The following is an 18860-nucleotide window of genomic DNA, read 5'->3' on the forward strand; positions in this document are numbered from 1 at the left end:
CATAGAAATGTCGGCCCCCCGCTATATAGTGGTCGAGCGATGAGGCGCCCGGACCTGATCCCCGGAGGGGCCGAGGCTGTTTCGCAGGACTTCGCCGCTCGTCCGAGCGGCACGCACAGAGGAGAGAATGTGGCCATCACTGTCGTGAAGCGCAACGGCGAGCGGGAGCCGTACAACGCCAACAAGATCAACCTCGCGATCGAGCACGCTGCGGCGGGGCTGGACGAGAACATCACCTGGGTCACGCAGATCGCGAGCGAGCTCGAGCTGACCCTGTTCGACGGCATCACCACCCAGCAGCTCGATGAGGCGGTCATCCAGGTCGCGCTCCAGAATGTGAAGGACGACCCCGCCTTCGACATCGTCGCCGCCCGCCTCCTCCTCAAGACCATCTACAAGCGCGTCCTCGGCGACTACGCCGACGCCGCCGAGCTGGTCGAGCTGCACGCCCGTCACTTCCGCGGCTACATCGAGCGCGGGGTCTCCGAGACCCTCCTCGACTCGCGTTTCACCGCCCTCTTCGACCTCGACCGCCTCGCCGGCCACCTCGACCCCTCGCGCGACGAGCTGCTCAAGTACATCGGCGTCGTCACCCTCAACAACCGCTACGGCATCAAGGCGCGCAACGGCGACTCGCTCGAGGTTCCGCAGTACTTCTGGATGCGCATCGCCATGGGCCTCTCCCTCAACGAGACCGACCCGACGAGCCACGCCATCGCCTTCTACCACAAGATGTCGAATCTCGAATATCTCGCCGCCGGCTCCACCCTGGTCAACGCCGGCACCGCCTACCCGCAGCTCTCCAACTGCTTCGTCATGGAGATGCAGGACGACATCGAGCACATCGCGAAGTCGGTGCGCGACGTCATGTGGCTGACCAAGGGCACCGGAGGCATCGGCCTCTCCGTCACGAAGCTCCGCTCCCAGGGCTCCCCCATCCGCTCGAACAACACCACCTCGACCGGACCGATCCCGTTCATGCACACGATCGACTCGGTGTTGCGCGCCGTCAGCCGCGGCGGCAAGAAGTTCGGCGCGCTCTGCTTCTACATGGAGAACTGGCACCTGGACTTCCCGGAGTTCCTGGACTTGCGCCAGAACTCCGGCGACCCGTACCGCCGCACCCGCACCGCCAACACCGCGGTCTGGATCAGCGACGAGTTCATGAAGCGCGTCCAGAACGACGAGGACTGGTACCTCTTCGACCCGTTGGAGGTCGCCGACCTCAACGAGCTGTACGGCAAGGCCTTCTCCGCCCGGTACGCCGAGTACGTCGCGCTGGCCGAGGCCGGCGAGCTGCGCATGTTCAAGAAGATCGGCGCGCGCGCGCAGTTCAAGGACATCCTGATGAGCCTCCAGACCACCAGCCACCCGTGGCTGACCTGGAAGGACACCATCAACAACCGTGCCCTCAACAACAACACGGGCACCATCCACCTCTCGAACCTCTGCACCGAGATCACGCTGCCGCAGGATCGCGACAACGTCTCCGTCTGCAACCTGGCTTCGATCAACCTCTCGCGCCACCTGATCGACGGGAAGAGGGCCAATGGGCTCGAGATGGACTGGGCCCGCCTCGAGGAGAGCGCGCGTCAGGCGGTCCGCCAGCTGGACAACCTGATCGACATCACGGTGTCGAGTGTGTCGGAGGCGGACTTCTCGAACCAGCAGAACCGCGCGATCGGCCTCGGCGTCATGGGCTTCACCGATGTGGTGGAGCGTCTGGGCTACAGCTACGAGAGCGAAGAAGCCTACGCCCTCATCGACGAGATCATGGAGCATGTCTCCTACGCCGCTATCGACGAGAGCGCCGACCTCGCCCAGGAGCGCGGCGCGTACCCGAACTTCGAGGGCTCGCGCTGGTCGAAGGGCCTCGTGCCCTACGACTCGATCGCGCTGACCGAGGCCGACCGGGGCACCCCGATCACCGTGGACCGCACCATCCGCCTCGACTGGGACCGCCTGCGCGAGAAGGTCAAGGGCGGGATGCGCAACGCCACGCTCATGGCGATCGCCCCCACCGCCTCCATCGGCCTGGTCGCGGGCACCACGCCCGGGTTCGATCCGCAGTTTTCGCAGATCTTCAGCCGGTCGACCTCCTCGGGCAAGTTCCTCGAGGTCAACCGCAACCTGGTCGAGGCCCTGCAGCAGCGCGGCCTCTGGGCGGAGACCCGGGAGGCGATCCTGCGTTCGCAGGGCGACATCCAGAGCATCCCGGCCATCCCGGACGAGGTCAAGGCGGCGTTCAAGACGAGTTTCCAGCTCTCGCCGCACGCCTTCATCGAGGTCGCCGCGCGTGCCCAGAAATGGATCGACCAGGCCATCAGCCGCAACATGTACCTGGAGACCCGGGACATCGGCGACATGATGGACATCTACTCCGCGGCGTGGGAGAAGGGCGTCAAGACGACGTACTACCTCCACATGAAGCCGCGTCACCAGGCCGAGCAGTCGACCGTCAAAGTTAACAAGGCAGAAGAGATCTCGGGCGGCCGCAAGGGCTTCGCCAGCGTGGGCGCGGGTGCTCCCGCGCCCACCGAGGCCTCACCTGCGCCGGCCCCCGTCGCCCCGGCCCGTCGTGGCTTCGGCTTCGGCGGTCTGGCCTCCGGCAGCGCCGCGGGCGGTGAGAGCGCATGAGCGCCACACCGTCCCAGGAGCCGGGCGTCTTCGAAGGATACTCCGTGCCGGTCGACCCGATGGATGCTCTGCAGTGCGAGTCCTGCCAATAGTCCGCGATATGAACGTCAGCAGCAGTAACAGAGGAGAGTAACGACATGGGCATCCTGGGCACCGGCATCGAAGAGGGTCTCTTGCTCAAGCCGGTCACGTACCAGTGGGCGATGGACCTCTACGACCAGGCCGTCGCGAACACCTGGTTCCCGAACGAGATCCAGCTCGGCGAGGACATCGCGGACTTCAAGAAGATGACCGATGAGGAGCGTCACGCGGTCACCTTCTTGATGAGCTACTTCAACCCGAACGAGCTCTTGGTGAACAAAGCTCTCGCGTTCGGCGTCTACCCCTACATCAACGCGGCCGAGGCGCACCTCTACCTCGCCAAGCAGATGTGGGAGGAGGCCAACCACTGCATGTCGTTCGAGTATGTCCTCGAGACCTTCCCGATCGACCGCGAACAGGCTTACAACTCCCATGTGGACGTGCCCTCGATGGCGCGCAAGGAGGAGTTCGAGGTCCGTTTCATCAAGCGGATGACCGAGCAGGCGCTCGATATCACGACGACCGAAGGCAAGCAGGACTTCATCCGCAACCTCATCGCGTACAACGTGATCCTGGAGGGCATCTGGTTCTACTCGGGCTTCATGGTCGCGCTCTCGTTCCGCCAGCGGAACCTGCTGCGCAACTTCGGCTCGCTCATCGACTGGGTGGTGCGCGACGAGTCGCTGCATCTGAAGTTCGGCATCAACCTCATCCTCGCCGTGCTGGAAGAGAACCCGGATCTGCAGACGCCGGAGTTCGCCACCGAGATCCGCCAGATGATCCTGGACGCGGTGGAAATGGAGGAGCAGTACAACCGCGACCTCCTGCCCGGCGGCATCCTGGGTCTCAACGCCAACTACATCAACCAGTACGTCCGGTACCTGGCCGACCGCCGTCTGGAGGAGCTCGGCTTCGAGGCCGAGTACAAGGTCTCCAACCCGGCCAAATGGATGGCGACCGCCAACGACACCCTGGAACTGGTCAACTTCTTCGAGTCGACCAACACCTCGTACGAGTCGAACGCGAAAGCGTCGACCGGCCGCTGAGCCGGCTCGCTCCCCGTCGACGGCGCCCCGGACCGGCAGGATCCCGGGGCGCCGTCGCGCGTCCTCAGCCGTGGTCGTCCTCGGCTCCGGACGCCGTCTCTTGCGTCACGGCGCCCTCTCTAGGATGAGGGGGTGACCTCTCCACTCGTCTCCGCCTCCGACCTCGCCGTCGCTCTGGCCGGACCCCGCCCGCCCGTCGTCCTCGACGTGCGCTGGAAGCTCGGCGGACCGCCCGGAGCCGGCGAATACGCGAAGGGACACCTCCCCTCCGCGGTCTACGTCGACCTCGACACCGAGCTGGCCGGCCACGGCGCGCCGACCGACGGGCGGCATCCCCTGCCGCCGATCGCGGTGTTCGAGGCGGCGGCGCGCCGCTGGGGAGTGCGCCACGGGGAGGCGGTCGTCGTCTACGACGATGTCTCCGGCCTCTCGGCGGCCCGCGCGTGGTGGCTGCTCCGGCACGCGGGGGTCGAGGACGTCCGCGTGCTCGACGGTGGCCTGCGAGCGTGGGAGGGGGCGCTCTCGACGGAGGACGCGCACCCGGAGCGGGGCGATGTCTCGCTGAGCTACGGCGCGCTCCCGACGCTCGACGCGGACGGCGCGGCCGCGGTCGCCCGCGACGGGGTGCTCCTCGACGCCCGCGCGGGGGAGCGTTACCGGGGAGAGGCCGAACCCGTGGACCCGAGGGCCGGGCACATTCCGGGGGCCGTCAGCGCTCCGACGGCCGGCAATGTCGGGCCGGACGGGCGCATGCTCGCCCCGGCTGCGCTCGCCGAGCGGTTCGCCGCCCTGGGGGTGAGGCCGGAGGCGTCGGTGGGCGTGTACTGCGGGTCGGGCGTCACTGCCGCGCACGAGGCTTTGGCGCTGGAGGCCGCGGGGCTGCCGATGCCGGCGCTGTACCCGGGCTCGTTCTCGGCGTGGTCGAACGACCCGGCGCGGGAGGTCGCGGCTGGAGCCGAGCCGTGAGCCAGCCAAAATAACAGACTTAACAGGTGCCGCTCCGCTTTGGCCCTCACCGGCGCGGTGACCGCGGTCTTCGCCGCGGGCGGAGCCGCCGCGGATGCCGCGACGACCGCGATCCTGGGCGGCGGTATCGGGCTGCTCGCCGTCGCCGGAGCCCTGCTCGGGACAGCCGTCGCGTTCGGGCTGGTTCGCGAGCGGCAGCTGTTCCGGTACTTCGTGGACCGCTGAGCGCTCTCCCGTCTCATACGCGGCAACCTTCGTGCGCCGTCGCCGTCCGAGTGCCTATCGTTCCCCTATGACCGCACTTGCCACTTCGCGCCTTTCGCCGGGCGAGGTCTGCGATTCGGTGGCGGCGCTGATCGGGAACACGCCGCTCGTGGAACTGCGCTCGCTCACCGCCGGTCTGAAGGCGCGCATTCTGGTGAAGCTGGAGGGGCGCAATCCGGGCGGTTTCTCCAAAGACCGAACCGCGCTGAGTATGATCCGCACCGCGGAGGCTTCCGGCGCCCTCGCTCCCGGCGCGACGATCGTGGAGGCGACGAGCGGGAACACCGGGATCGGACTGGCGCTGATCGGGCGGCTGACGGGGTATCCCGTGATCATCGTCCACAGCGCGGACATCTCGAACGAGAAACGGAAGGTGCTCGCCGCGTACGGCGCGCGGCTGGTCGAGGCCGTGTGGGACGCCGCTCCGGACGATCCGGCGAACCCCCGGGCCGTCGCGGATCGGATCGCCCAGGAGATCCCCGGCGCGTGGCGGCCGGCGCAGTTCGCGAACACAGCCAACCCGGCGGCCTAACTTCGACAACCCGGTCCCCGCCAGCCTTGACATAGTCAATCGCCCGGGCCGATGAGTGGGTGGAGGTGGTGCGCAAGCTCTGGCGCAGCTGGGAGAGCGACGCCATCGTCGAGGATGCCGCCACCGGCGTCTACGCCGACTTCCGCAAGGTTCACCCGATCGACCACGAGGGCCGGTTCTTCACGGTGCGCGCTCCGCTCAACACAGCCCCGGCCGCCGAGGAGCCGGTGATGGTGCAGGCGGGGGCGTCCGGCCGTGGGCGCGACTTCGCGGGGAAGAACTCGGATGTGGTGCTCGCGCTCGCCTCGACGCCGGAGCGGATGCGCGAGCACCGCGACAGCATCCGCCGGGTTGCGACCGAGAACGGCCGCGATGCCGACGCGATCACGGTGCTGTTCGTGGTGCAGCCCATCCTGACCGCCAACGCCGAGGAGACCGCGAGCGTGCGCGCCGCCCGCTCCGAGCTGACGCAGGCGGCGATCGATGAGCAGCTGCAGTCCATCTCCTATTTGACCGGCGTCGACTTCAAGAGGTTCGACCTGGACGCCCCGCTGCCCGAGATCACGACCAACAGCAATCGCGGAACGCTCGACGCCTTCCTCTCCTCGGCCCCGGCCGGCTCGACACTGCGCGAGATCCTGCGGAAACGCGCGAACGATGACGGCCTCGCCCTCATTGGCACCGCCGACGAGGTGGCCGACCGCCTGGGCGAGCTGGGGGAAGCGGTCGGCGGTGACGGCTTCCTGTTCACCGGGCAGGTACACCCGGCGAACGTCCACCGTACGCTCGACCCGCTCGTCCCGGTGCTGCGCCGCCGCGGACTTCCTCCGCGCCGAGCTCGGCAATGGCGGCCTGCGCCAGAACCTCGCGGACTTCTGAGGTCTCCCCGATGGTCCGTCTCGGTTCGGCAGCGCCCACGGCCGCGGACATCGTCGCGATCGCCGCGGGGGCTCCTGTCGAGCTGGACGGGGACGCTCGCCGCCTCCCGGGCCGTCGTCGAGCGTGCGATCGACGCGGGAGAAGCGGTCTACGGTCTGAATCGGCGTCTCGGCGCCGGCCGGGACGAAGCGATCGACCCCGCCGAGTTCGCGACCTTCCAGCGCCGGACCGTCGCGAACCACCGCGGCGGCATCGGCGCGGCACTGCCCGCCCTCGAAGCGCGTGCGGTCGTGGCCGCCCGGCTCGCCGGGTTCACGCGGCGGCGCGGGGGTCCGGGTGGAGCTGGCGCGGGCGTACGCGGCGCTGCTGAACGCGCGGGTCACCCCGCGCATCCCTTCACGAGGCTCCGTCGGCGCGGCCGATCTCACCGCGCTCGCGGAGGTCGCTGCGGTGGTGACAGAGGAGGGGCGGGTGCTGCCGGACGCTTTCGCCTCCGACGCCCTCGCCGCCGCGGGCCTGACCCCCGTGGAGCTGGCCCCCCACGAAGCGCTTGCCGCGATCAGCGGCAACACGTATAGCATCGGCGTCGGCGCGCTGCTCGGAGAGGCCGCGGAGGCGGTGGCCGTCGCCGCCGACCGCGCGGTGGCGCTCTCCCTGGAAGCCGTCTCGGGCAACCTCAGTCCCTACTCCGAGATCATCGCCGATGCCCGCGGCGGGTCCGGCCAGCGCGCCTCCGCCGCCGCGATCCGATCCGCGCTCGAAGGCAGCGCCCTCCATCGCCCCGGCCGTGCGGCCAGCGTTCAGGACCCGCTCAGCTTTCGCACCGCTCCGCAATTGCACGGCGCTTTCCGCGAGGCTGTGATCCGCCTCCGGGCCGAGGTGGACGCCGAACTGGCCGCGCGCACGGAGAACCCGGTCGTCGACATTCCGAGCGGCCGCATGGTGTCCGGTGGCAACGTTCAGCCGCTGCCGCTCGCGCTCGCGCTCGCGCTGGAGAGTCTGCGGCTCGCGCTGGCCCATGTCGCGAGCGCATCGGAGCGGCGCACGGCCGCCCTCTCCCTCGCCCTCGCTCCGGCCCGCACGGCCGGTCGCACCCGCATCCCGGGTCTGCTCCTCTACGCGGCGGCCGACACGGCGGCCGAGGCGAAGCAGCTGGCTGCGCCCGCCACCCTCGCCTCGACCACGCTCTCCGGCGTCGAAGACCACGCTTCGTTCGCTCCGCTCGCCCTCCGCCTCGCCCAGCGCTCGCTCGCGCTCGCCGCGGACGCGCTCGCGATCGAGGCTCTGCACGCCTCCGACCTCCTCGGTGTCTCCGCCCTCGCGCCGACCGGCGCTGGGACGGCCCCGCTCGCCCGCGCGCTGGACGCCCTGCTCGCCTCGGCCGCGTCGGCGGACGAGCTTGTGGCGAGGGCGGACGCGGCGTTGAGAAGGGAGGACATCTCATCCGACACGCCGGGCGATGACAGGAAACGGAGGAGCTTCGGCCGCTGAGGGCGAGATTCCCCTCCCCTTTGCGGGCTACAGCTCTCTGCGGAATCGCAAGGAGGACACAGCCTCCCAGTCCCCGTCGAGGTCGAACAGCGGGGCGTAGCCGAGGGAGAGGTACAGCCCCACAGCCTCGGGCTGCCGCGCGCCGGTCGTCAGGACCATCGCCCGCGCGCCGCGCCGCGCCGCCTCCGCTTCCAGCTCCCGCATCATCCGCCGGGCGAGACCCCGGCGGCGGTGCCCCGAGTGCGTCCACACCCGTTTGACCTCGACCGTCTCGTCGTCCTCGCGCAGGAAGGCGCCGCCGGCGACCGTGCGGCCCTCCGCATCCAGCAGCAGGAGGAAAGTCCCGCTCTGCTCGGCGGTGAAGCGTTCGGCCGGATACCGCGACAGCTCGGCCGAGGAAGGGATGCCGTCGTTCAGCCCGTAGCGTTCGTCGTATTCGCGGGACAGCTCCGCCACGAGCGGCGCGGCGAGCGGGTCGTCGGGGCGGGTGACGATCACACGGGTGGGGTGGGCGGTTTGCGCTGTCGGGACGGTTTGCGCTGTCGGGCCGAACGGCGGGCGAGCGGGGGTCACCACCCGACTCTAGCGCGCTGAGACAGGGTCTGCGTTTTCGCAATCATAAGCCGACACGGACAACGGATTTCGCGCAATAAATCGCGAAACAATCTCGAAATGTGCAGGAAACCCGGTGTTTTACTCGCGAATGAGTATCAGCAAAACATCCGGGCTGGGAGTAATCTCATCTCACCATCCTGCAAACAGCACCAGTCACCTCCTGCAAACACCACCAGGAAAAAAGGACAACCACCATCATGCGAACCCGAAACCTCGCACCCGCTGCCGCCCTCGTGGCCGTGGCCGCACTCGCACTCAGCGGATGCGTCGACAACTCGACTCCGTCGGGTGGCTCAGCGTCGAACGCCGCCTCCGACGTGAAGAAGGACGACACGCTCGCGAACCAGCTGCCCGACACGATCAAATCGTCCGGCAGGATCACCGTCGGCATGGACGACACCTACCCGCCGAACGAGTTCAAAGACGACAACGGTCAGCCTGTCGGCTGGGAGGTCGACCTGGCCAACGCGATCGCCGCCAAGCTCGGTGTGAAGGTGAACTTCGCGATCGCCACAAATTCGACAACATCATCCCGAGCATCACCGGAGGCAAGGACGACTTCGGCATGTCGTCGTTCACCGATACGATCGAGCGCGAGCAGCAGGTCGACTTCGTGAACTACTACACCGCGGGCATCTCCTGGGCCTCCGCGAAGGGCAAGGCTGTCGACCCGGAGAACGCCTGCGGTCTCACGGTCGCCGTGCAGTCCACCACCGTCGAGGTTCCCGCGAAGTCGAAGGCATGCACCGATGCGGGCAAGGAGGCTCTCCAGATCCTGCGCTACGACACCCAGGACGATGCGACCAACGCCGTCATCCTTGGCAAGGCCGCCGCGCTCAGCGCCGACTCGCCGGTAACCTCATACGCGATCGCCAAGTCCGACGGCAAGCTCCAGTCCGCGGGCAAAGCGTTCGATGTCGCTTCCTATGGCCTCCCGGTGGCCAAGGGCTCCCCGCTGACCCCGGTGCTGCAGAAGACCGTCCAGGCGCTCATCGACGATGGCGCCTACAAGAAGATCCTCGACAAGTGGGGCGTCGGAGACGGCGCCGTGACCACCGCGGAGATCAACCTGGCCTCGAAAGGCTGAGCCGCATGTCCCATGCCCACTCCCGCGGGTCAGGGCACTCCTGCCGCTCTGGCGACGGGGCCGGTCCCGTCGACGGCCGGCGCCCCGCCGCCGGAACTGATCAAAGCCGTCAAACTCAAGCACCCGTGGCGGATTCTCTTCGCCGTGCTGCTCATCCTGCTGCTGGTCTGGTTCATCGTGGACGCTTCCCAGCGCTCGGCCTACGGCTGGCAGTACGTCGGCAAATACGTCTTCGACAAGCGCATCAGCGCCGCTGCGCTCGTCACTCTCCAGCTGACGGTCTCCTCGATGGTCATCGGCGTCGTCCTGGGCCTTGTGCTCGCCGTGATGCGCCTCTCCCCGAACCCGGTGGTCGCAGCGGTCGCCTGGCTGTACCTGTGGATCTTCCGCGGGACCCCCGTCTACGTGCAGCTGGTCTTCTGGGGCCTGTTCGCGCTGATCTACCCGACGATCGTCCTCGGCGTGCCGTGGACGGACATCGGGTTCGACGTGAGCCTGGGCTTCATGGCCAACGCGTTCGTCATCGCGATCATCGGTCTGGCGCTCAACGAAGCCGCCTATATGGCCGAGATCGTCCGCGCCGGACTCCTCTCTGTCGACGCGGGGCAGGAGGCGGCCAGGGCGCTCGGGATGTCGTGGTGGCAGACCATGACCCGGATCGTCATTCCGCAGGCCATGCGCGTCATCATCCCGCCGACCGGCAATGAGGTCATCTCGATGCTGAAGACCACCTCGCTGGTGGCGGCCATCCCCTTGACGACCGATCTGTACGGTGTCGCGCGGGACATCTCCGCGGTGACGTACACGCCCATCCCGCTGCTGATCGTGGCGTCGCTGTGGTATCTGCTGTTCACCTCGCTGCTGATAGTCGGGCAGCGCTTCCTCGAGAAGCGGTTCTCGCGCGGCGTCAGCGTCCGCCGCCCCGACCGCTCCGAGACCGTCGCCACCGGTGCTGTCCCGGCGGCCGACGCTCCGGCCGGCGACGATCTGGGAGGCAGAGGATGAGCGACCCCGCACCCCTGGTGAAAGCGGAGGGCGTCTCCAAGAGCTTCGGCTCGAACCAGGTGCTCACCTCGATCTCGCTGTCCGTGAATCCGGGCGAGGTGCTCTGCATCATCGGTCCCTCCGGCTCGGGCAAGTCGACCTTCTTGCGCTGCATCAACCATCTGGAGCGTGTGGACGCCGGCCGGCTGTCCGTCGACGGCGAGGTCGTCGGCTACCGCCAGCACGGCGACAAGCTCTACGAGCTGAAGCCGAAGGAAGCGAACCGGCAGCGTCGTGAGATCGGGATGGTGTTCCAGCGCTTCAACCTGTTCCCGCACATGACCGCGCTCGAGAACATCGTCGAGGCGCCGATCCGTGTGAAGGGTCTCCCGAAGGCCCGAGCCGTCGAGCGCGCGAACGAGTTGTTCGCTCGCGTCGGCCTGGCCGAGAAGGGCGGCCACTACCCGTCGCAGCTCTCCGGCGGCCAGCAGCAGCGCGTCGCTATCGCCCGCGCGCTCGCGATGGACCCGAAGCTCATGCTTTTCGACGAGCCCACCTCGGCGCTCGACCCGGAACTCGTGGGCGAAGTGCTGGAGATCATGAAGGGTCTCGCGGCCTCCGGCATGACGATGATCGTCGTCACTCACGAGATGGGCTTCGCCCGCGAGGTCGCGGACGCGCTCGTCTTCATGGACGGCGGTGTCGTCGTCGAGTCCGGCGCCCCGCGCGAGGTGCTGGCGAACCCCCAGCACCAGCGCACCCGCAGCTTCCTCTCCAAAGTCCTCTAACCCCCGGGCTCTCCGCCCCTCTCGACCATCGCTTCCTCACTTATTCAGGCGACACGCCGTGTGCAGGGGTGAATAAGTGAGGAAGCGATGGTCGAGGGGGCGGGAGGGTCAGCTGAGGGCGACGCGGTAGGGGAGGGTCAGCTCGTCGGCGGGGAGGCCGCGGATGAGCCAGTTCTCGCGCGGGGTCTCGGTCAGGGTCACCTCCAGATCGGCCGGTGCGATGCCGAGGGCGCTCACCCGCTCGGAGAGGAGGCGCAGGAAGCGCTTCTTCACATCGGCGCTGCGACCGGCGAATAGGCTGACCTCGACGATCGTGTAGTCGTCGCTGCGGTCCGGCGGCGCGAGGAACAGCTCGCGCTCGAGCGGCACGAAACGGTGGAAACGCTTGTCCCCGGGCAGTCCGAGAGCCTCGATCGCCGCGGAGTGGATCGCGTCCGACAGGGCGCCCACTCGCTTCCGAAGGACGGCATCCACCCCGTACACCACGATCTGAGCCATGGCGTCAGCATACCGGGCGGCCGGCGATGCTCAGCCGGTGAGCGCCTTGCGGATGCGCTGGAGCGACACGGTCTCGGCGGTGCCGAGGGACTGGGCGAACAGTGACACGCGGAACTCCTCGAGCATCCAGCGGGCGTGGACGAGGTTCGCGGGCGCACCGGGTGCGGGCGGGATGCGCCCGCCGGCGTCGGCGTACAGCGCGACGGCGGTCTCCACCTGGGTCTGCCACGCGCGGTCGCGGCCGGGGTTGGTGGGCAGGGCTTGCAGCCGCTGGGTGATCCCGGCGAGGTAGCGGGGGAGGTTCGGCAGCCGCTCCAGACCCGTCGCGGAGACGAATCCCGGACAGACGAGCCCGGCGAGCTGCCCGCGCATGTCGTTCAGCGCCGGCAGGTAGGCGAGCGCGGTCGTCCCGGCGATCGCTTTCTCGGCGGCGCGGGCGGCGGTCAGGATGCGCGTGACGAGGGCGACTGTCTCGAACAGGGAGTCCATCACGACGCCGGAGACGCGGTCGCGGACCGCCTCGAACTCGGCGCGCATGAACAGCTGCCCGTCCGGTCTCATGCGGTACAGCACGGAATCGATCACCGCGAGCAGGCTGTCGTCGAACAGCGCCTTGGTGCTCGGGTAAGGGCTCGCTGCCAGGGTCAGCTTCTCGTTCGCGGTCAGGTGCTGCTGCACGTAGGCCACGGGCGACGGGATGCTCGCGAGCAGCAGCCGGCGCACCCCGCCGGGGAGGGTCCTCGCCTGGTCGGCGGGAGTGGACATGAGCCGGACGCTGACGCTCGCCCCGTCGTCCACGAGCGAGGGGTAGGCGCGGATCGTGTTCGTCGCCCCGCCCGGTCCCCGCTGGGCCGTGTCGAGGAAGCGGGGAAGCTCGTCCAGGTCCCAGCTCGTCAGCCCCGACCGCTCGATGGCGTTCGGGGTCCGCGCCTCTGCGACGCGCGTCACCGAGTCGCGCGCGCGAGCGCAGTCGCTCCTGCAACTCGGGAAGCGATTTCCCGCTCGCCAGCGGCCGGCCGCGCTCGCCGACGACCACGAAGGTGGGCCGGAGGTGGGCGGGCAGGCGCTCGCGGTCGAAGTCGCTGCCGCTGACCCGTGAACCGGTCAGCCGCGAGATCGCCGCGGCCACGGTGTCGGGGAGGGAGGCGGCGGGCCGCTCGCCCTCGTGCGCGCGCATCCCGGCTGTGCCGCCCAGCTCGCCGAGCAGGCGCTTGGCCCAGTCGGCGGCCGGGACGACCTGGCGGCGGATCGTCTTCGGCAGCGACTTGATGAGCGCTGTGACGAGTTCGTGGCGGAGCCCCGGAACCTGCCAGTCGAAGCCGTCGGGGAGGAGGCCCGCGAGCAGCGGCAGGGGTACTTGCACGGTGACGCCGTCGTCTTCCGCGCCCGGCTCGAAGCGGTAGCGGAGGGTGAGCCGCTGGTCGCCCTGCCGCCACACGGGCGGGAAGGCGTCGTCGTCCACAGCGGCGGCGTCCTCGTCGAGCAGCGCTTCCTGCGTCATCGTGAGCAGCTCTGGCGTCTCGTGCCGCGCTTTCTTCCACCAGCCTTCGAACGACCGCGTGGAGACGACTTCGGCGGGGAGACGGCGGTCGTAGAACTCGAACACCGCCTCGTCGTTCAGGAGGCCGCGGCGGCGGGTCCGCTCCTCCCGTTCGCGCAGCTCGGCTCGCAGCTTCCGGTTGGCGCGCTCGAACGCCTGGTGCGAGTCCCACTCGTCGTCGACCAGGGCGTGCCGGATGAACAGCTCGCGCGCGAGCCCGGCGTCGATGCGGGAGTACGGGATACGGCGGCGCGGGACGATCGGAACCCCGTACAGCGTCACCTTCTCGTACGCGACCGCCGCGCCTTGGCTCTTCTCCCAGTGCGGCTCGCTGTACTGCCGTTTGCACAGCTCGCCGGCGATCGGCTCGGCCCAGGCAGGGTCTACGCCTGCGTTCATGCGAGCGAACAGCCGGGAGGTCTCGACCAGCTCCGCCGACATGATCGCGTTCGGCTGCTTCTTCGCGAGCGTCGAGCCGGGGAAGATCACGAAGCGGGCCTGGCGGGCGCCGAGGTATTCGGACTGGCGCGTGCGCGCGCCGCCCTTGTTGCCGCTCTCGCGCAGGTCCTTCAACCCGATGTGCGAGAGCAGCCCGGCGAGCAGCGAGCGGTGGATGCCGTCCGGGTTCACCGACGCCTCGCCGATCGTCAGCCCGAGCGGCTTGGCGAGTTGGCGGAGCTGACGGTAGACGTCCTGCCATTCGCGCACGCGGAGGAAGTTGAGGTACTCGGCCTTGCACAGTCGGCGGAACGCGCTCGAGGAGAGCTCCTTCTGCTCCTCCTCCAGGTAGTTCCAGAGATTGAGCAGGGTGAGGAAGTCGCTGGTCGGGTCGGCGAAGCGCGCGTGCTTCTCGTCGGCACTGCCGCGCTTCTCGACCGGGCGCTCGCGCGGGTCCTGGATGGTGAGGCCGGCGACGATCGCCATCACCTCGCCGGAGGTGCCGTGCCGTTTCGACTCGACGACCATGCGGGCGAAGCGCGGGTCGATCGGCAGCAGCGAGAGCGAGCGGCCCACCTTCGTGAGCGCCGGGTCGCCGCCGCGCGCGGCGGTGACCGCGCCCAGCTCCGTCAGCAGATCCAGGCCGTCCTTGATGCCGCGCGAGTCCGGCGGGGTGAGGAAGGGGAAGGCGGCGACGTCGCCGAGGCCGAGGGAGATCATCTGCAGGATGACCGCGGCGAGGTTCGTTCGCAGGATCTCCGGCTCGGTGAACTTGGGACGCTTCTCGAAGTCCTCCTGCGAGTAGAGGCGGATGGCGATGCCGTCACTGGTGCGGCCCGACCGGCCCGAGCGCTGGTTGGCGCTGGCCTGCGAGACCGCCTCGATCGGGAGGCGCTGCACCTTGGCGCGCGTGCTGTAGCGGCTGATGCGGGCGGTTCCCGCATCCACCACGTACTTGATGCCCGGGACCGTGAGGCTGGTCTCGGCGACATTGGTGGCGAGCACGACGCGGCGCCGGACGCCGGGCGTCGAGGACGGCTGGAACACCCGGTGCTGCTCGGTGGCGGAGAGGCGTCCGTACAGGGGCAGCACCTCGGTGCCGGGGAGGTTGCGGCCGCGGATGGCGTCGGCGGCATCCCGAATCTCGTTCTCGCCCGAGAGGAACACGAGCACGTCGCCGGGGGACTCGCGGGCGAGCTCGTCGAGGGCGTCGTTGATGCCCTGGAGGTAGTCGCGGTCGGCGGAGGGGACCGGGTCGGGATCGTCTTCGTCGTCGAGCGCCTCGGCCACGAGGGGGCGGAAGCGGACCTCGACCGGGAACGTGCGCCCGGAGACCTCGACGATCGGCGCGGGCGACCCGTCCGGGGCGGCGAAGTGCGCGGCGAAGCTCTCCGGGTCGATCGTCGCCGAGGTGATGACGACCTTGAGATCGGGACGCTTCGGCAGCAGCTCGCGCAGGTACCCGAGCAGGAAGTCGATGTTGAGGCTGCGCTCGTGCGCCTCATCGATGATGATCGTATCGTACTTCCGCAGCAGCCGGTCGCGGTGGATCTCGTTCAACAGGATGCCGTCCGTCATCAGCTTGATGCGCGTCGCCGCCGAGACCCGGTCGGTGAAGCGCACCTGATAGCCGACCAGCTCGCCGACCGTCTGCCCCAGCTCCTCCGCGACGCGCTCCGCGATCGTGCGCGCGGCGATCCGCCGTGGCTGCGTGTGGCCGATGGACTCTCGCCCGAGTTCCAGGCAGATCTTCGGCAGCTGCGTCGTCTTGCCCGAACCGGTCTCGCCCGCGACGATCACGACCTGGTTCTCCCGGATCGCGCGCGCGATGTCCTCCCGCTTCTGGCTGACGGGCAGCTCCGGCGGGAAGACGATGCGGGGGAGAGCGGCGGGGGAAGGCATTAGCCTTCCAGTCTACTGGCGGGGATGGCCGTCGCCGCGGGGCGGACTGTTACGCGCGCTCGACCTTGTCGAGCATCCCCCAGACCGCTTCGCTCAGTTCCGGGTGCTCCAGTGCGATCCGTCGCAGCAGACTGTATTCGAAGGCGTTCGAAGCTCGCCTGGCCGGCCGCGGGATGGTGCGCCCGCGCCCGCGCCTTGCCGAGGTCGATGTCTTCGAGCGCCCCGGCGCGCAGGGCGATGACGACCTGCTCATCCACGCTCGGCATGTCCGGGATGAACTGCCACGGGTCTTCGCCGGCCCGGCAGCGCTGCTCGATGAGCGAGGCGAGTTCGTCCCGCGCCTGCTGGCGCAGCACCTCGACACTGCGTGGAACCTGGTCGGTCACGGTGCGGCCTCCCCCCCGCTCGCGGATGGAGCCGGCGTCGGCGCCGGACTGAGTGGGTACAGCCTAGGTGTGTTTCTCAGGGACGTTGGTCAATCTGCTGATGGGTGGCTGGCTGCCGATGGCGGTGTGGGGCCTGTGGTGATTGTAGGAGTGCAGCCAGGCCGGGAGTGCGTTGCGGCGGGCTGATTCGGAGTTGTAGTGCCGGGCGTATGCCCAGCCGTCGGCGAGGGTGCGGTGGAAGCGTTCGATCTTGCCGTTCGTCTGCGGATGGTAGGGCCGGGTGCGTTTCGGTTGGATGCTGAGCTCGGCGCAAGCGTCGCGCCAGGCGTATGAGCGGTATGCGGAGCCGTTGTCGGAGAGCACCTGTTCGACGGTGACGCCACGGCTGGCGAACCAGCCGACCGCTCGACGCAGAACAGCGATTGCAGTGGCGGCGGTTTCGTCGTCGTGGATCTCGGCGTAAGCGACACGGGAGTGATCGTCGATGACGGTATGAACGAACGCTGTGCCGGTGATCATGTCGCCGGTGATCCCGTGTTTCCCGGTCCGCTTCGCGGTGATGGCCTTGTTCCGCTCTCCCTGGAGACGTCCGACGTAGCGCCAGCCGCCACCGTCGGGGATGTTGCCGAGTTTCTTGATGTCGACGTGGATCATCGATCCGGGATGCTCGTGCTCGTAGCGGCGGGCGGGTTCGCCGGTGCGGACGTCGACGTGGCTGGGCCGATTGATCCGGCACCGGGAGAGGACCGTGTGAACGGTCGAGGCGGGCATGCCGAGCTGGGCGCCGATACCGACTGGTCCCAGCCGCTTCTTCCACCGCAGATGCACGACCTTGCGGACCAGTCTTCGCGGGGTCTTGTTCGGGCTGTGATGCGGCCGTGACGAACGGTCCAGCATTCCCGCCTCGCCCATCTCCACGTAACGACGAGCCCATCGGTCCGCGGTGCGTCAGGACACTCGGAAGTAGGTCGCCGCCGCAGCAACGGACCAGCCGTCGTCGACGACTTGGCGGGCCAGGCGGAGGCATTCGCGAGGAGTCAAAGCAGCATTAGCGTGGGTCACGAGGACCTCCTAAGAGGTGGTTTCAGTAGTCGGCGTGGCGGTGGTTGTTGTGGCTGGTTAGCGGGGATGCTGGTCGAGTGTCGACGCTTGCTGAGGATCGGTTCATTACGGATATGTTGTGGGAGCGGCTGGAGCCGTTGATTCCGCCTCGGCCGCCTGTGGTCAATGGGCGGGCTGGGCAGCCTCGGGTTCCTGACCGGAAGGTGTTCGCTGGGATCGTGTTCGTGCTGCTGACGGGGATCCCGTGGAGAAGCTCCCGCCCGAGTTGGGGTATGGGTCCGGGGTCACTTGTTGGCGGCGTCTGCGTGAATGGTCCGAAGCGGGCGCGTGGGATGCACTGCGGAAGATCATGCTCGACGAACTCGGCCAGGCTGGCATGATCGACTGGTCAAGAACCTGCCTGGACTCCGTAAGTGTCCGGGCGAAAAGGGGGGCGATCTCACTGGACCTAACCCCACGGATCGTGGGAAACGGGGCACCAAGTACCATGTCCTGACCGACCGCAACGGACTCCCGCTGCATGTGGAGATCTCCGGCGCCAACCGACACGACTCCATGCTCGTGGAACCTGTGTTAGACAACATCACCGCGATCAAGGGCGTCGGCCGCGGTCGGCCCAGACGCCGCCCGGTTATCTTCCACGCCGATAAGGCTTACGACAACCGCCGCGTCCGCTGTTACCTGCGTTGTCGTGGGATCAAGGCACGCATCGCACGAACGCACCGCCTCAACGATCACGGCGCTCGTCGCTCTAGCAATCGCGATCACCAGCGCCCGCAAACTCACCAAAAACGACTACTGAAACCATCTCTTAGAGGTCACGCTGCCGATGGTCCACGAACCCTGGATGGCCATGGCCGCCTCGCCCTGGGCGAAGTGGTCGAGCACATCCGTCTCCTTCCAGGTGGCCGCGCCCGCGGTAGAGAAGCCGTGCGCCAGCGCCAGGTCGGTGTAGAACCGCAACCCCTCGCGGGACTCGGCAGAGTCGAGCCGGCTCGTCCAGGTTCCGTCCGCCGCCTGCGTCGCGATCTCGCCGCCCGCGCCCCACACCCACGGGTAAGCGGAGAACTCCGCGTCCCCAGGCACCGGGAACGCGATCAGCCCGGGATGCGCCGCCGTGACGGCCGCGGCTATGGTCACCAGCTCATCCCAGCTGGTCGGCGCCGAGAGGCCGAGCCCCTGCAGGATGTCGGTGCGGTACATCAAAGCGCGGATCGCCGTGTAGAACGGCATCCCGTACAGCTCGCCGTCGAGCTCGCCAGACTCACGGAGGCCGGCGACCATGTCTTTCTCCATCCCGGCCTTCCGCACCCGGTCGGTGAGCGGCACCAGCACGCCGGCGTCGGCGTACTCGGGTGTCCAGGTGTTGCCGATCTCGGCGACATCCGGCGTGGTCCCACCGGCGATGGCCGTCTGGAAGCGGTTCTTGGCATCCGCCCAGGCGACCTCCTGGATCGTCACGGTCGCGCCGCCGGTCTTGCGCTCGAACGCACGCGCCAGATCGGCATAGAAGCCCTCCATCGGCGGCTGGGTGCTCTTCATCAGCCAGACAGTGATCGAGCCGCGGCTCTCGCCGGAGGTCGGACCGGTCGCACACCCCGCGAGGAGAACGACCGCTGCGACCGCCGAAAGGACGGAAAGACGACGACGGATTCTCATGACAT

11 protein-coding genes and 5 pseudogenes are annotated in these 18860 nt (G+C 68.6%); 10 read left to right on the forward strand and 6 right to left on the reverse strand.

Annotated features, from left to right (window positions below; translation table 11 throughout):
- The first annotated feature begins 129 nt into the window (after positions 1–129).
- The 6 genes and pseudogenes from O159_RS03150 (at position 130) to O159_RS15535 (ending at position 7896) form a co-directional block, all read left to right on the forward strand.
- Positions 130–2637 (forward strand): ribonucleoside-diphosphate reductase subunit alpha, encoded by a 2508-nt coding sequence (locus O159_RS03150; RefSeq protein WP_021754311.1) that lies wholly within the window; start codon positions 130–132, stop codon positions 2635–2637.
- A gap of 137 nt (positions 2638–2774) precedes the next feature.
- Positions 2775–3764, forward strand: a complete 990-nt coding sequence (locus O159_RS03155; protein ID WP_021754312.1) for a ribonucleotide-diphosphate reductase subunit beta — start codon at positions 2775–2777, stop codon at positions 3762–3764.
- Positions 3765–3896: 132 nt separating this feature from the next.
- Positions 3897–4730, forward strand: coding sequence for a sulfurtransferase (locus O159_RS03160; RefSeq protein WP_021754313.1), 834 nt, complete (start codon positions 3897–3899; stop codon positions 4728–4730).
- Positions 4731–4769: 39 nt separating this feature from the next.
- Positions 4770–4955 carry a hypothetical protein gene (locus O159_RS03165; RefSeq protein WP_021754314.1) on the forward strand — a complete coding sequence of 62 codons (186 nt, stop codon included), beginning with the start codon at positions 4770–4772 and terminating at the stop codon, positions 4953–4955.
- A 67-nt stretch (positions 4956–5022) separates the two neighbouring features.
- Complete coding sequence (locus tag O159_RS03170) at positions 5023–5526, forward strand: PLP-dependent cysteine synthase family protein (RefSeq protein ID WP_021754315.1); 504 nt, start codon at positions 5023–5025, stop codon at positions 5524–5526.
- Positions 5527–5594: 68 nt separating this feature from the next.
- Positions 5595–7896, forward strand: a pseudogene (locus O159_RS15535) (aromatic amino acid lyase).
- Positions 7897–7923: 27 nt separating this feature from the next.
- Here O159_RS15535 and O159_RS03185 read toward each other — a convergent pair.
- Positions 7924–8469: a GNAT family N-acetyltransferase gene (locus O159_RS03185; RefSeq protein WP_052323571.1), complete on the reverse strand. Its 546-nt coding sequence runs from the start codon at positions 8467–8469 to the stop codon at positions 7924–7926.
- A 431-nt stretch (positions 8470–8900) separates the two neighbouring features.
- Between O159_RS03185 and O159_RS03190 the strand changes: the two are divergent.
- The 3 genes and pseudogenes from O159_RS03190 to O159_RS03200 all read left to right on the forward strand — a co-directional run bounded on the left by O159_RS03190 (position 8901) and on the right by O159_RS03200 (position 11370).
- A pseudogene (locus O159_RS03190) lies at positions 8901–9598 on the forward strand (ABC transporter substrate-binding protein).
- A gap of 12 nt (positions 9599–9610) precedes the next feature.
- Entirely contained in the window at positions 9611–10603 is a 993-nt protein-coding gene (locus O159_RS03195) for an amino acid ABC transporter permease (RefSeq protein WP_021754319.1), read from the forward strand.
- The gene (locus tag O159_RS03200; RefSeq protein ID WP_021754320.1) at positions 10600–11370 is read left to right on the forward strand and encodes an amino acid ABC transporter ATP-binding protein; all 771 of its coding nucleotides are present in this window, start codon (positions 10600–10602) and stop codon (positions 11368–11370) included. The genes O159_RS03195 and O159_RS03200 overlap by 4 nt, the downstream gene beginning before the upstream one ends.
- A gap of 108 nt (positions 11371–11478) precedes the next feature.
- Here O159_RS03200 and O159_RS03205 read toward each other — a convergent pair whose 3' ends face one another.
- The 4 genes and pseudogenes from O159_RS03205 to O159_RS03220 all read right to left on the reverse strand — a co-directional run bounded on the left by O159_RS03205 (position 11479) and on the right by O159_RS03220 (position 17196).
- The gene (locus O159_RS03205; RefSeq protein WP_021754321.1) at positions 11479–11868 is read right to left on the reverse strand and encodes a tautomerase family protein; all 390 of its coding nucleotides are present in this window, start codon (positions 11866–11868) and stop codon (positions 11479–11481) included.
- A 30-nt stretch (positions 11869–11898) separates the two neighbouring features.
- Positions 11899–15748: pseudogene (gene hrpA / locus O159_RS03210) on the reverse strand (ATP-dependent RNA helicase HrpA).
- On the reverse strand, positions 15748–16134 hold the full coding sequence (locus tag O159_RS03215; RefSeq protein WP_021754323.1) for a hypothetical protein: 387 nt from the start codon (positions 16132–16134) through the stop codon (positions 15748–15750). The pseudogene hrpA and the gene O159_RS03215 overlap by 1 nt, the downstream one beginning before the upstream one ends.
- A 63-nt stretch (positions 16135–16197) precedes the next feature.
- A pseudogene (locus O159_RS03220) lies at positions 16198–17196 on the reverse strand (IS481 family transposase).
- A 44-nt stretch (positions 17197–17240) separates the two neighbouring features.
- Between O159_RS03220 and O159_RS16450 the strand changes: the two are divergent.
- A pseudogene (locus tag O159_RS16450) lies at positions 17241–17958 on the forward strand (IS5 family transposase); the annotation flags it as partial.
- Between the two features lie 33 nt (positions 17959–17991).
- Here the strand turns inward: O159_RS16450 and O159_RS03225 are convergent.
- Complete coding sequence (locus tag O159_RS03225) at positions 17992–18855, reverse strand: extracellular solute-binding protein (protein WP_021754324.1); 864 nt, start codon at positions 18853–18855, stop codon at positions 17992–17994.
- Positions 18856–18860 lie beyond the last annotated feature (5 nt).

This window comes from Leifsonia xyli subsp. cynodontis DSM 46306, assembly GCF_000470775.1.
Taxonomy (GTDB): Bacteria; Actinomycetota; Actinomycetes; order Actinomycetales; family Microbacteriaceae; genus Leifsonia; species Leifsonia cynodontis.

Excerpts from the sequence above, each read along its gene's own strand:
- O159_RS03195 (WP_021754319.1), top strand. The coding sequence starts at position 9,611 with ATGCCCACTCCCGCGGGTCAGGGCACTCCTGCCGCTCTGGCGACGGGG.
- O159_RS03155 (WP_021754312.1), top strand. The coding sequence starts at position 2,775 with ATGGGCATCCTGGGCACCGGCATCGAAGAGGGTCTCTTGCTCAAGCCG.
- O159_RS03205 (WP_021754321.1), bottom strand. The coding sequence starts at position 11,868 with ATGGCTCAGATCGTGGTGTACGGGGTGGATGCCGTCCTTCGGAAGCGA.
- O159_RS03170 (WP_021754315.1), top strand. The coding sequence starts at position 5,023 with ATGACCGCACTTGCCACTTCGCGCCTTTCGCCGGGCGAGGTCTGCGAT.
- O159_RS03200 (WP_021754320.1), top strand. The coding sequence starts at position 10,600 with ATGAGCGACCCCGCACCCCTGGTGAAAGCGGAGGGCGTCTCCAAGAGC.
- O159_RS03225 (WP_021754324.1), bottom strand. The coding sequence starts at position 18,855 with ATGAGAATCCGTCGTCGTCTTTCCGTCCTTTCGGCGGTCGCAGCGGTC.